Annotated in this window: 13 protein-coding genes; 6 read left to right on the forward strand and 7 right to left on the reverse strand. The window is 70.0% G+C overall.

What is annotated here, in order from left to right; translation table 11 throughout:
- Positions 1-183: 183 nt before the first annotated feature.
- Positions 184-435: a hypothetical protein gene (locus tag CFN78_RS11120; protein WP_094862637.1), complete on the reverse strand. Its 252-nt coding sequence runs from the start codon at positions 433-435 to the stop codon at positions 184-186.
- A gap of 231 nt (positions 436-666) precedes the next feature.
- Between CFN78_RS11120 and nth the strand changes: the two genes are divergently transcribed.
- The 4 genes from nth to CFN78_RS11140 are packed head-to-tail and all read left to right on the forward strand — an operon-like array spanning position 667 to position 3,896.
- Complete coding sequence (nth, locus tag CFN78_RS11125) at positions 667-1,350, forward strand: endonuclease III (protein ID WP_094862638.1); 684 nt, start codon at positions 667-669, stop codon at positions 1,348-1,350.
- Complete coding sequence (locus CFN78_RS11130) at positions 1,347-1,952, forward strand: TlpA family protein disulfide reductase (RefSeq protein ID WP_094862639.1); 606 nt, start codon at positions 1,347-1,349, stop codon at positions 1,950-1,952. Before nth ends, CFN78_RS11130 begins: the two co-directional genes overlap by 4 nt.
- 37 nt (positions 1,953-1,989) lie before the next feature.
- Positions 1,990-2,706: an NUDIX hydrolase gene (locus tag CFN78_RS11135; RefSeq protein WP_094862716.1), complete on the forward strand. Its 717-nt coding sequence runs from the start codon at positions 1,990-1,992 to the stop codon at positions 2,704-2,706.
- Between the two features lie 5 nt (positions 2,707-2,711).
- Positions 2,712-3,896, forward strand: a complete 1,185-nt coding sequence (locus CFN78_RS11140) for a MarP family serine protease (protein WP_094862640.1) — start codon at positions 2,712-2,714, stop codon at positions 3,894-3,896.
- Positions 3,897-3,915: 19 nt separating this feature from the next.
- Here CFN78_RS11140 and CFN78_RS11145 read toward each other — a convergent pair whose 3' ends face one another.
- From CFN78_RS11145 to nhaA, 3 genes are read right to left on the reverse strand one after another with little or no spacing between them, the layout of a single operon-like run.
- Positions 3,916-4,851 (reverse strand): alpha/beta fold hydrolase, encoded by a 936-nt coding sequence (locus tag CFN78_RS11145; protein ID WP_094862641.1) that lies wholly within the window; start codon positions 4,849-4,851, stop codon positions 3,916-3,918.
- An 11-nt stretch (positions 4,852-4,862) separates the two neighbouring features.
- Complete coding sequence (locus CFN78_RS11150; RefSeq protein ID WP_094862642.1) at positions 4,863-5,396, reverse strand: phage holin family protein; 534 nt, start codon at positions 5,394-5,396, stop codon at positions 4,863-4,865.
- 57 nt (positions 5,397-5,453) lie between these two features.
- A complete protein-coding gene (gene nhaA / locus CFN78_RS11155; RefSeq protein ID WP_094862643.1) occupies positions 5,454-6,689 on the reverse strand; it encodes a Na+/H+ antiporter NhaA in 1,236 nt (411 codons plus the stop codon).
- Between the two features lie 224 nt (positions 6,690-6,913).
- On the opposite strand from nhaA, the gene CFN78_RS11160 reads away from it, so the two are divergent.
- Entirely contained in the window at positions 6,914-8,368 is a 1,455-nt protein-coding gene (locus CFN78_RS11160; RefSeq protein ID WP_094862644.1) for a peptide MFS transporter, read from the forward strand.
- Between the two features lie 125 nt (positions 8,369-8,493).
- On the opposite strand, the gene CFN78_RS11165 is transcribed toward CFN78_RS11160, so the two are convergent.
- A complete protein-coding gene (locus CFN78_RS11165; protein WP_240519383.1) occupies positions 8,494-8,925 on the reverse strand; it encodes a DUF6319 family protein in 432 nt (143 codons plus the stop codon).
- A gap of 153 nt (positions 8,926-9,078) precedes the next feature.
- Here CFN78_RS11165 and CFN78_RS11170 point away from each other — a divergent pair, with 153 nt between their 5' ends.
- A complete protein-coding gene (locus tag CFN78_RS11170) occupies positions 9,079-9,687 on the forward strand; it encodes a PadR family transcriptional regulator (protein ID WP_094862646.1) in 609 nt (202 codons plus the stop codon).
- Positions 9,688-9,695: 8 nt separating this feature from the next.
- Here CFN78_RS11170 and CFN78_RS11175 read toward each other — a convergent pair whose 3' ends face one another.
- Both CFN78_RS11175 and acs read right to left on the reverse strand, forming a co-directional pair.
- Complete coding sequence (locus CFN78_RS11175; RefSeq protein ID WP_094862647.1) at positions 9,696-10,319, reverse strand: dihydrofolate reductase family protein; 624 nt, start codon at positions 10,317-10,319, stop codon at positions 9,696-9,698.
- Between the two features lie 147 nt (positions 10,320-10,466).
- Positions 10,467-12,449 (reverse strand): acetate--CoA ligase, encoded by a 1,983-nt coding sequence (gene acs, locus CFN78_RS11180; protein WP_094862648.1) that lies wholly within the window; start codon positions 12,447-12,449, stop codon positions 10,467-10,469.
- Positions 12,450-12,461: the final 12 nt, after the last annotated feature.

Consider the following 12,461-nt stretch of genomic DNA (forward strand, 5'->3'; position numbering starts at 1 on the left):
GCTGATCTCCTCGACGGAGATACGTGTCGCCGGTCACTAGCTGCAGTGTAGGTCTCGTCGGCCAGATCGCCAGGTGGCTCGCCGTGCCTGTCGCCAACCGCCCGGCCGGGTGGTGTCCTCGCCGGAACCGAATGGCCGTCTACCAGGGACGAAGCCGTAAACGATCTCCTCTGACGGGGCAGCCTAACCCCGGCTCCGACGGGGGCGCAGCTTGGCTGCCCTTCCGCCCAGCCTGCGCAGCCTGAACATCTCGAGCGCGCGGCCGATGCCGTGGCCGTAGAGGGCTCGCACCTCGTTGGGCTGAGCCTGTTCGAGGAACTCCTCGACCTCTTCCTCCTGCACGGCGACGTTCTTCAGCCTGCTCTCCACCCGTTCCATGAACAGCGCGAAGAACATGATCACCAGCGGGACCACGATGACGAACCAAACAGTCATTGACTCCAGATCCTCGCTCATGGCGGATCGATCTTTGCGCCGGGCCGGCGGTTGGCGTGTCGGTGCGCCGGAGACGGCTTGGCGGATGACACTCGAACCTTGGTCCTCGGACGGCGCCCGTAGGCTAGCGGGGTGCCGCCCCGTGCCAGAAACGCCCCCCGAAAGGGTGCCGCCCGCGCTCGCTCCGTCGAGAGCGAGAGCAGGCTCGCATTGGTCAGACGCGCCCGGCGGATGAAACGTTGCCTCGACGAGGCCTATCCGGACGCGCACTGCGAACTCGACTTCGGTACCCCGCTCGATCTGGTGGCCGCGGTGATCCTGTCCGCGCAGTGCACCGACGAGCGCGTCAACCAGGTCACCCCCGCGCTTTTCGCCCGTTACCCGAGGGCCGAGGACTACGCGGGCGCGGACCGTGCCGAGCTGGAGGAGCTGATCCGCTCGACGGGCTTCTACCGCAACAAGGCCACCTCGCTGCTGGGGCTGGGCGCGGCGCTGGTCGAACGCTTCGACGGCGAGGTGCCCGGCAGGCTGGCCGAGCTGGTGACCCTGCCCGGCGTCGGCCGGAAGACGGCGAACGTCGTGCTGGGCGAGGCCTTCGACGTCCCCGGCATCACCGTCGACACCCACTTCGGCAGGCTGGTCCGCCGCTGGGGCTGGACGGAGCTCGACGATCCGGTGAAGGTCGAGCACGCGATCGGCGAGCTGATCCCGCGCAAGGAGTGGACGATGCTGTCCCACCGCGTGATCTTCCACGGCAGGCGGGTCTGCCACTCCCGCAAACCTGCTTGCGGCGCCTGCCCGCTGGCCCGCGACTGCCCGTCGTTCGGCACCGGGCCGACCGAGTTCGACGAGGCCGCGAAGCTGGTGAAGGGCGCGGAGCGGGAACACCTGCTGGCGATGGTGGGGGACCGTTGACCACCCCGGTCAAGTGGGCCCTCGCCGCCGCGGTGCTGGCGCTCGCGCTGATCGTGGCGCTGCTGCCGCGCGAGGACCGTCCGCCCGCGTCCGCGGGCCCGGAGGTCGCCGGGCTGGCCGAGGCCCGTTCCGCCGCCGCGCTGCCACCGTGCCCCACGGCCGGCCCGGTCACCGGTCTCGGCGGCGTGCCCTCGACCTGCCTCGGCGACGGAACCGAGGTGGATCTGGGCGCGGTGCTGGGCGGACGGCCGACGCTGGTGAACGTGTGGGCGACCTGGTGCCCGCCGTGCAAGGAGGAGTTGCCGGTGCTGGCGGCGTACGCGGCCGGGCAGGGGGCGATCCCGGTGCTGACCGTCCAGGTGGCCAGCGATCCGGCGGACGGCCTGGAGTTGCTGTCCGCGCTGGGCGTGCGCCTGCCGACGGTGCACGACGGCGACGGGGGTTCCGGTCCGGTACGCACCGCGCTGCGGGTGCCGCCGAACCTGCCCGCGTCCTACCTGGTCGGTGCGGACGGGCAGCCCCGGTTGATCGAGGAGCCGCGCCTGTTCACCGATCCGGCGGAGGTCGAGGCGGCGGTGGCGAGGCTGGGAGCGACGGCGTGACGCCCACGGACGCGGCGGTGCCGCGATGACGGCCGAGGTGGCGGGCCCGCTGGTCGGGCTGGACGAGGTGCCCGACTGGTTGCGTCCGCTGGTCGCCGGCAGCACCGGACTCGACTCCTCGGTGTTCACCCGGCTGCGTCCGCCCGCCGGTGCGTCCACCCGGCCCGCGGCGGTACTGGTCCTGCTGGGCGACGAGGGCGCGGGCTCGCACGGTCCGGACGTCCTGCTGCAACTGCGCGCGGACACGCTCGGCTCGCACGCGGGGCAGGTGTCGTTCCCCGGCGGCGGTGCGGAGGCCGGCGACGAGAGTCCGGTGGCGACGGCGCTGCGCGAGGCGCAGGAGGAGACCGGCGTGGACCCGGCGGGGGTGGAACCACTGGCCGCGCTGCCCGAGCTGTACGTACCGGTGTCCGGTTTCGCCGTGACGCCGGTGCTCGCGCACTGGCACCGGAGTTCACCGGTGCACGCGGTGGATCCGGCCGAGACGGCGGCGGTGGCTCGGGTCCCGATCGCCGATCTGGTCGATCCGGCGAACCGGTTCCAGGTCCGGCTGGCGGCCCGCGGCTGGCGCGGCCCTGCCTTCGAGGCGGGCGGGTTGTTCGTCTGGGGTTTCACCGCGGGCCTGCTCGCGGGGCTGCTGCGGCTCGGTGGCTGGGAGCGGGAATGGGACCGCGAGGACGTGCGCGAGCTTGACGTAGCGTTGGCCGCGCACGAGGCGCGGGTGCGGGCCGTGCGCGACGAGGAGAGTGGGTAGCGGGCTTGAACTGGGTCGACCTGCTGGTGGTGCTGCTGGCCGTGCTGGCCGCGATCTCCGGTGCCCGTCAGGGCGTCGTCGTCGCGCTGCCCGCGTTCATCGGCGTGATCGTGGGCGCGATCGCCGGAATCAGACTGGCGCCGGTGGTGGTCGACATCTTCGAGCACCCGGCGGCGAAGGTCGCGTTCGCGGTGGGCACGGTGTTCTTCCTGGTGGCGCTGGGCGAAGCCGTCGGCGTGTGGATCGGGCACAAGATCAAACGCCGGATCTCCTCGCCGAAACTGTCCGGTGTGGACAATGCGTTCGGCGCGGTGGTGCAGGGCCTCGTGGTGTTCGTCGTGGCGTGGATCGTCGCGCTCCCGCTGACCAGTGTCGCGGGCCTGCCGGGGCTGGCGGCGGCGATCAACAACTCGAAGGTGCTCGGCGGCGTCAACTCGGTGATGCCGGATTCGGCGCAGGGACTGTCCGACGATCTGCGGCAGCTACTGGACGTCTCCGGCTTCCCGGCCATCGTGGCCCCGTTCCAGCAGGCGCCGATCGGCGAGATCGAACCGCCGGACGCCGCGCTGCAGAACAGCGGGACGGTCCGCGAGTTGAGTGACAGCGTGCTGAAGATCCGTGGCACGGCACCGTCGTGCTCGCGGGCACTGGAGGGGTCCGGTTTCGTCGTCGGCGAGCAGCGGGTGATGACGAACGCGCACGTGGTCGCCGGCACCGAGGACGTCGCGGTGGAGACCCGCAACGGCAACCTGACCGCCAGGGTCGTCTACTTCGACGCGAACACCGACGTCGCGATCCTGGCCGTGCCGCGGTTGCGGGCGACGCCGCTGGAGTTCGCGCCGGGGGTGGCGCAGTCCGGGGACAGTGCGATCGTGCTGGGGTATCCGCTGGACGGCCCGTACATCGCCTCGCCTGCCCGGGTCCGCCAGCGCACGACACTGAACGGCCCGGACATCTACGACGCGAACACCGTGCAGCGGGACGTGTTCACCGTGCGCGGCGAGGTACGCAGCGGGAACTCGGGTGGGCCGATGGTCGATCCGCAGGGCCGTGTCATCGGCGTCGTGTTCGGTGCGGCGGTTGAGGATCCGGAGACCGGCTTCACGCTGACGGCCGACGAGGTGCGTCCGGAGGCCATGGTGGCGGCGGAGTTCACCTCACCGGTCGAGACCGGGCCCTGCACGCCGTAGGTGGTGCGGCGGGCGTCCTTCAGTGGGCGAGGAAGTCCAGCAGGGCGGCGGCGGTGCGGTCCGGTGCTTCGAGATGCGGGAAGTGGCCGACGCCGTCCAGCGTCTCGAAGCGGGACCGGGGGCCGAGCCATGGCGCCGAGGCACGCGCCGTCGCGGGCAGCACGCAGGGATCCAGCGCACCGTGCAGTTGCAGTACGGGTACGTCGACCCGTTCGCGCACGGCGTCGGTGAAGCGCCTGCCCTCACCGCGGAACTGTGCGCGGAACGCCCAGCGGTAGTACTCCAGCGCGCTGTGCGCCACTCCTGGAATGAGCATGGCCTCGCGGAACTTCGTTGCCACCTCGGCGAAATCGGCCGTGTTCGTCCACTGTGGACCGGACCAGGCGCGGAGCAGTTCGCCGAGGGCGGCGGCACCGTCCTTGGTCAGGCCGCGCTCCGGCGACTTCGGGATCTGGAAACGGAAGAGGTGGCCGAGCGCGCGCGCCTGGTTGTCCGGCCCGCGGCGCAGGGGGGTGTGCGCGGTGGCCGCGCGCAGTGCCAGCGGGTGAGCGCCGCCGAGCACCGATACCGACCGGACGACGCGGGGATGCAGCGAGGCGGCCGTCCACGCGGTCATGCCGCCCCAGGCGTGACCGACGAGGTGTGCCCTGCGTTCGCCGAGGGAGCGGATCAGCCCGACGACATCGCCCGCCAGCGTCCAGGCGTCGTACCCGCGCGGCGGCTTGTCCGAGTCGCCGTACCCGCGCAGATCGGCGGCGACGACCCGGTATCCGGCCTCGGCCAGCACCGGGATCTGCGCCCGCCAGGTCCACCAGAACTCGCCGAAACCGTGCAGCAGCAGCACCATCGGCCCGCTGCCCGCCTCGGCGACGTGCAGCCTTATCCCGTTCGCGGAGACGTCACGATGCGTCCAGGGCCCGTCGATCCGGACGCTGGACGGATCGGGAGCCCGCACCAGCCCCGCGCTCAGGCGCGCGGAGCGGGACGGGGCACCGGCGGAACGGTCTCCGGCAGCGGCGGGAGCCCGTCGAGTTCCGGCTGCGGCTTGTGCGGCTTGAGCGCCGCGGCGGTGTCCTTGACGCTCGAGATGGTCCGCTCGGGTGCCCGGATCTTCTTCACCTTGCGATAGCCGAGCAGGCCGAACAGCCCGGCGATGACCAGCATCAGCAGGAAGACGATGCCGAACGCCGCCCAGCGCTTCAGCCACTCGCTCAGCAGTTCGCCGAGGAAAAAAAAGAAGAAGAACGAGCTGTACAGCGCGACCACGCCTGCGACGACGAAGAAGATCGAGCCTTTGATGCCCTTCTTCACCTCGCCGACGACCTCGGACTTCGCGAGCTCCACCTCGGCCCTGACCAGGGTCGACATGTGCTGCGTTGCGTCCTTGACGAGGGAGCCGATCGACTGCCCGTTCGCGTCCGCGTTGTCGTCCGACAGGGGGATGTAGGGCACGGCCCCCATGCCGTCGGTGTCCTTGAGTTCGTGCTTGGGGCTGCTCACGCGCATATCGTGCCACGTGTCGCCGGGAGGGGCTCGATGGGCGCGCGGGTCACGCCGCTATGTCGATAAGTCGTCCGCGAGCCGGTGTGCGCGACCGCGCCGCAGGAGCAACGCGGCGGCCGCGAGCGAGGCGAACGCGGAGGCGATCAGTACCGCGGCCTTGGCTTCCTCTGCGGCGTCCGGTGGCAGCGCCAGCTCCGCGATCAGCAGGCTGACGGTGAAGCCGACGCCGCCGAGAACAGCGAGCGCGGCGATGTCCCGCCAGTACACCCCGTCCGGTCTGCCAGCCAGCCCGAGCCGCACGGCCAGCCAGCTCGCCCCGAAGATCCCGATCAGCTTGCCGCCGACCAGCCCCGCCATCACGGCCAGCGGGATCGGGTTGGTGAACACCGCGCCGAGCGCCTCGCCGTTCACCGAGATCCCGGCGGCGAACAGGGCGAACACCGGCACGGCCAGTCCGGCGGACCAGGGCTGTAACCGGTGTTCCAGTCGTACCGAGGGCGCGCGCTCCTCGCCGTCGTCCGGGCGAACACGGGTCAGCAGGCCGAGGGCGACGCCCGCGATCGTCGCGTGGATGCCGGTGGAGTGCACGGCCACCCAGGTGATCACGGCGAGCGGAACGTAGAGCCACCATGCCCGCACCCGGCGGTGCTGAAGGTAGGCGTAGAGCGCCAGTGCCGCGACCGCGACCGCGGCGGCGACCAGATCGAAGCCGGCGGTGAACACGATCGCGATCACCAGGATGGCGCCCAGATCGTCCACCACCGCCAGCGACAGCAGGAAGACGCGCGCGCCGGTGGGCAGCGCGGACGCGGTCACCGCGAGCACCCCGAGCGCGAACGCGATGTCGGTGGCCATCGGAATGGCCCAGGCCTTTTCGTAGCCGGGCTCGCCCCAGGCCACGGCCAGCGCGATCACCGCGGGCACGATCATCCCGCCGATCGCCGCGAGGACCGGCAGCGCGGCCTTCCTGAGCTGGGACAGCTCGCCGACCACGAGTTCGCGTTTGAGTTCCAGTCCCACCACGAAGAAGAACAGCGCGAGCAGGCCGTCCTTGGCCCAGGTGCCGACGGTGAGGTTCAGGTGCAGGAACTCCGGCCCGAGTTCGGTGTCGCGGACGGCGCGGTAGAAGTCGGCGAGGCCGGAGTTGGCCAGCAGCAGCGCGATCGCGGTGGCGACGAGCAGGATGATCCCGCCGGTCGTCTCGGTACGCAGATACCGGGCGAACTCGCTGGCCGCCCGGGTGGCGCGGCCGCGCGGGTCGGCGTCGTCCTGGCCGGGGGAATTGCTCACGTGCGCTCCTGAAAACGGGGTCGGCGAACTCTGTTGCCGACCAGACTTCCCGGCGCTCCGTTGGTCTTCACCCTACCCGCACACTCTCGCTGACCTGGCCCCGGTGCGACGAACGGTGGAATCCCGGCGTATCGGACGAGGACCGAACCGTCCGAACGGTCGGTCCGAGAAGGCTCCTACGATGCCCGAGGACGCAACATGTCTGAACCAGAGGGAGTGGCACTTTGGGTACCTCGGCCGGGACACAGGACAAACAATTCCTCGGGCAGCCACGCGGGCTGGCCAACCTGTTCGGCGTGGAGATGTGGGAACGCTTCTCCTTCTACGGCATGCAGGGGATCCTGACGATCTACCTGTACTACTCGTCCACCGAGGGCGGTCTCGGCCTCGAGCAGGCGACCGCCGCGGGAATCGTGGGCGCGTACGGCGGACTGGTCTACCTGTCCACCATCATCGGCGCCTGGGTCGCCGACCGGCTCCTCGGCGCGGAGCGCACCCTCTTCTACAGCGCCGTTCTCATCATGGCCGGGCACATCAGCCTGGCCGTGCTCCCCGGTTTCCTCGGCGTCGGAGTGGGCCTGGTGGCGGTGGCCGTCGGCAGTGGCGGGCTGAAGGCGAACGCCACCACGCTGGTCGGCGGGCTCTACGCGAAGGACGACGAACGCCGGGACGCCGGGTTCACCATCTTCTACGTGGGCGTCAACATCGGTTCGTTCCTCGGGCCGCTGCTGACCGGGCTCGCGCAGAAGGAACTCGGCTTCCACTTCGGCTTCGGACTCGCCGCGATCGGCATGGCCGCCGGGCTGGTCCAGTACGCGATCGGCCGCCGGAACCTCGGTGAGGAGGCCGGGCGGGTGCCCAACCCCCTGCCCGCCGCGAAGCGCGTGCCCCTCGCCGTCGCCGCTCTCGCGGTGGTCGCGCTGATCCTGGTCGTGGTCCTCACCGGTCTCGTCACGGCGGACAACCTCGCCAACGTCGTCACCGGCGTGATCATCGCCGCCACGATCGTCTACTTCGGAGTGATTCTCAGCAGCAAGCAGGTCACCGCGGTGGAACGCAAGCGGGTGTACTCCTTCATCCCGATGTTCGTTGCCAGCGCGGCGTTCTTCTCGCTGTACCAGCAGCAGTTCACCGCGGTGACGATCTACACCGACGAGCGGCTGGACCGGAACATCTTCGGCTGGGAGATGCCGGTGAGCTGGATCAACGCGATCAACCCGGTGTTCATCATCCTGCTCGCCGGGGTGTTCGTGACACTGTGGACGAAGCTCGGCCCTCGTCAGCCCTCGACGCCGATCAAGTTCGCCATGGCCAACGTGATCATGGGCGTGGCGTTCCTGATGTTCCTGCCCGCATCGGGCGGCAGTGGCAACACGACGCCGTTGATCCTGATGATCGCGATCCTGTTGGTGTTCACCATCGCGGAACTGCTGCTCTCCCCGGTCGGGCTCTCGCTGTCGACGAAGCTGGCACCCGAGGCGTTCCGCAGCCAGATGGTCGCGCTGAACTACCTTTCGGTGGCACTGGGAACCTCGATGTCCGGCGTGCTGGCGGAGTTCTACTCGCCGGAGGACGAGTTCGCCTACTTCGGCGTTCTCGGCGTGGCCTCGATCGTCATCGGTGTGCTCCTGGCCGGTGGCAGCAAGTTCATCGGCCGCCTGATGGGCGGGATTCGCTGATCGGCCACCCGTAGACGGGAAGAACCCGCACGGTCCACATAGGACTGTGCGGGTTCTTCCGTCGTCGAGGCGGATACCGGTACGCGTGGCGGTATCCGCCTCGATCTGTGGAAATGGCCTGCTTTCTAGCTGTCCAGCTCGGCGAGGGCCTGCTTGGCGCGGGCCAGTTCGGCCTCGAGCTGCTCCACCTTCGCCTGTTGCTGCTCGCGTGCCGCGTCGATGACCTCGTCGATCGGGCCGGACAGCTCGGCGTGCAGCTCCTTGGCGGCGCGGGAGACCGCGGCGGCGGGCACGTCCAGGCCGCGCGCGATCCACTTGCTGCCGTGCTTGAGCTCGGCCTGCCATTCGCCGTCGGCGGTGCCGGTGACCGTGAGCGTCAGCTCCACCGTCCGGGTCTTCTTCGGGGCGGCACCCTTCGGGCGGCCACGCTTCGGCTTCTCCGACTCCGTTTCCGGGGTCGTGCCGGCGCCCTTCGCGGCGTCGGGCGTCGTCGTGTCCTCAGTCGTGCTGGCTGCGGCGCCGGGGACCTCGGTTGCCGTTTCTTCTTGCTGTGTCAAGGAATCAACGGTCGTCGTCAAGGTCAGCTCCCTGCCGGATGGAGATTACGGACAGGGCACAGCCTAGAACATGCGTTCGACTCCCTCTCGGGCAGGGTCGGCCGCCGAACGTATGACCGGACTCGAACAGTCGAACTCGACTATATTGGCGCCATGGCCGGGGAACGCGCACGCCGTACGCCGCTGGCACTCGCCGTGCTCAGCCTGCTCAACGAGGGGCCGAGACATCCGTACGAGATGCGGACGCTGATCCGGCGGCGCCAGGTGGGCGACGTCGTGCGAATGCGCGGCGGCTCCCTGTACGACGCGATCGCGCGACTGGACCGGCTCGGACTCGTCGAAGTGGCGGGCACCTCGCGCAGCGGCGCCCGCCCGCAGCGCACCGTCTACGCCATCACCGCCGCCGGACGCGCCGAACTCCACTCGCTGCTGCGCGAGTACCTCGGCACCCGGGCCGAGGAGTACCCGGTGTTCACCGCGGGCCTGGCGCACATCGGCCACCTGTCGCACGGCGAGGCCAGCGAACTGCTGCACGCCCGGTCGGAGGCGCTCGCCGAGCAGGTGACCCGCGTCGACGGCGATCTCGTCCGTGTCGCCGCGGCCGGTATCCCGCGCGCGGTGGTCCTGGAGGCCGAGTACGCGCAGACGATCCGGCGGGCCGAACTGACCTGGCTGCGCGGGCTGATCCGGGACATCGACGATGGCGGGCTGGGCTGGGCCGACCTGCACGACACCGAGGACTCGGCCACCCCGGCCCCGTGAACGCCCCGTCAGACGCCCTCGGTGTCCAGCGTGAAGGAGCCATAGGACAGCGGGCCGGAGCGCTCGTACGAGTGGATCGCGACGCCGGTGGCCGACACACTCGTGCCGGTCAGCCGCAGCCCGGTCGGTACCGTCCCCTCGGCGAACAGGCGCTTCCCGCCGCCGAGTACGACGGGAAACACGAACAGCCGGTACACGTCGACGAGGTCGTGGCGCATCAGCGTTCGCACCAGTTCACCACTGCCGTGTACCTGGAGTTCGTCTCCCGGCTGGGTTTTCAGCTTCGCCACCTCCTCGGCCACGTCGGTGAGCAGCGTGGAGTTGTGCCAGCCGACCGAGTCGAGAGTGCGGGACGCGACGTACTTCGGGACGGTGTTCGCCTTCGAGGCGAAGGGATCGACCTCGTCGGTGACGTGCGGCCAGTGCGCGGCGAAGATCTCGTAGGTACGGCGGCCGAGCAGCAGTCCGTCCAGCTCGCCGGATCCGGCGTCCATCAGTTCGCCGAGCGTGTCGTCGAAGTGCGGCACCAGCCAGCCGCCGTGCTCGAACCCGCCGCTGGTGTCCTCGGCGGGACCGCCGGGTGCCTGCATCACGCCGTCGAGCGAGAGGAACGTGGTGACGACCAGCTTCATGGCTGTTTCCTTCCGTCCGCCGTTCCCGCGTCCGCGGGTCCGTGCACCCACGCGTCGAACACGGCACGACCGGATCGACACCGGACGCGAAAAATCCGCCCGCCGGTGACGGCGGGCGGATCTCTCGTCGAAGGGGCGAGCGGCCGGTTACTCCTCGCCCTTGCCGGAGCCGAGGCCGGAGGAGATCAGGTCCATCACCGAGGAGTCCGCCAGCGTGGTCACGTCACCGACCTCGCGGTTCTCCGCCACGTCCCGCAGCAGACGGCGCATGATCTTGCCGGACCGCGTCTTCGGCAGCTCCGGCACGACCATGATCTGTCGTGGCTTCGCGATCGGCCCGATCTCCTTCGCCACGTGGTTGCGCAACTCCTGCACGGCCTCGTCGCCGCCGTCCTTCGCGTTGCCGCGCAGAATCACGAACGCCACGATGCCCTGGCCGGTGGTCGGGTCGGCGGCGCCGACGACGGCCGCCTCCGCCACCGTCGGGTGCGAGACCAGCGCCGACTCCACCTCCGTGGTGGAAATGCGGTGACCGGAAATGTTCATCACGTCGTCGACCCTGCCGAGCAGCCAGACGTCGCCGTCGTTGTCGTACTTCGCCCCGTCACCGGCGAAGTAGAAGCCCTGATCGGCGAAGCGGGACCAGTAGGTGTCCCGGAAGCGCTGCTCGTCGCCCCAGACACCGCGCAGCATCGACGGCCACGGCTGGTCCAGCACCAGGTATCCGCCACCGCCGTTGCCGACCTCCTGGGCCTGATCGTCGACCACCTTGGCCGAGATGCCGGGCAGCGCGCGCTGGGCCGAACCCGGCTTCGCGGAGGTGACGCCGGGCAGCGGGGAGATCATGATCGCGCCGGTCTCGGTCTGCCACCAGGTGTCGACGATCGGGGCCTTGCCCGCGCCGATGTTCTCCCGGTACCAGATCCATGCCTCGGGGTTGATCGGTTCGCCGACACTGCCGAGCACGCGCAGCGAGGACAGGTCGTAGGACTCCGGGATCTCCTTGCCCCACTTCATGAACGTGCGGATCAGCGTGGGCGCCGTGTAGTAGATGGAGACCTTGTACTTCTGCACGATCTCCCAGTGCCTGCCCTCGTGCGGGGTGTTCGGCGTGCCCTCGTAGACGACCTGCGTGGCGCGGTTGGCCAGCGGCCCGTAGACGATGTAGCTGTGCCCGGTGACCCAGCCGATGTCGGCGGTGCACCAGTAGACGTCCTTGCCGGGCTTGTGGTCGAAGACCACGTTGTGCGTGTACGCCGCCTGGGTCAGGTAACCACCCGAGGTGTGCAGGATGCCCTTCGGCTTCCCGGTGGTGCCGGAGGTGTACAGGATGTAGAGCGGGTGCTCGGAGTCGAAGGCCTCGGGCGTGTGCTCCTCGGACTGGTCGTCCACCAGCTCGTGCCACCACAGGTCGCGGCCATCGGTCCACGGCACCTCGTCGGTGAGGTCGCTGCCGGTGCGCCGGACGACGAGGACCTTCTGCACCGACTCGGCGCCCTCGAGTGCCTCGTCGACGTTCGTCTTCATCGGCGCGGCCTTGCCCCGTCGGTACTGACCGTCCGAGGTGATGACGACCTTCGCGGCGGCGTCGTCGACGCGGGCACGCAGTGCGGTGGGGGAGAACCCGCCGAACACCACGCTGTGCAGCACGCCCAGCCGGGCGCAGGCGAGCATCGCGATGATCGCCTCGGGCACCATCTGGAGCTGGATGGCGACGACGTCGCCGGCCCGCAGGCCCAGCGAGGCGAGCGCGTTCGCGGCCTTGGAGACCTCGCGCTTGAGGTCGGCGTAGGTGAGGTCGCGGGTGTCGCCGGGCTCGCCGACCCAGTGGATCGCGATCTGCTCGCCGTGCCCCTCGTCGACGTGGCGGTCCACGCAGTTGTAGGCGACGTTCAGTTTCCCGCCGACGAACCACTTCGCGAACGGGGCCCCCGACCAGTCGAGGACCTGGGACCACTTGGTCTCCCAGTGCAGCCGCTCCGCCTGCTTCGCCCAGAACGCGTCCCGGTCGGCGTTCGCCTCGTCGTAGAGCTCGGCGGTGGCGTTCGCCTGCGCGCTGAACTCCTCACTCGGCGGAAAGGTCCGGCTCTCGTTGAGAAGATTGTCCAACGCTGGGGACTGCTCGGCCATCGTGCTTTGACC

The organism is Amycolatopsis antarctica (genome assembly GCF_002262875.1).
Taxonomy (GTDB): domain Bacteria; phylum Actinomycetota; class Actinomycetes; order Mycobacteriales; family Pseudonocardiaceae; genus Amycolatopsis; species Amycolatopsis antarctica.

Bases quoted from the DNA above. Each gene is read 5' to 3' on its own strand.
- CFN78_RS11120 (WP_094862637.1), bottom strand. From the start codon at position 435: ATGACTGTTTGGTTCGTCATCGTGGTCCCGCTGGTGATCATGTTCTTC.
- nth (WP_094862638.1), top strand. From the start codon at position 667: ATGAAACGTTGCCTCGACGAGGCCTATCCGGACGCGCACTGCGAACTC.
- CFN78_RS11170 (WP_094862646.1), top strand. From the start codon at position 9,079: ATGGCCGGGGAACGCGCACGCCGTACGCCGCTGGCACTCGCCGTGCTC.
- CFN78_RS11175 (WP_094862647.1), bottom strand. From the start codon at position 10,319: ATGAAGCTGGTCGTCACCACGTTCCTCTCGCTCGACGGCGTGATGCAG.
- acs (WP_094862648.1), bottom strand. From the start codon at position 12,449: ATGGCCGAGCAGTCCCCAGCGTTGGACAATCTTCTCAACGAGAGCCGG.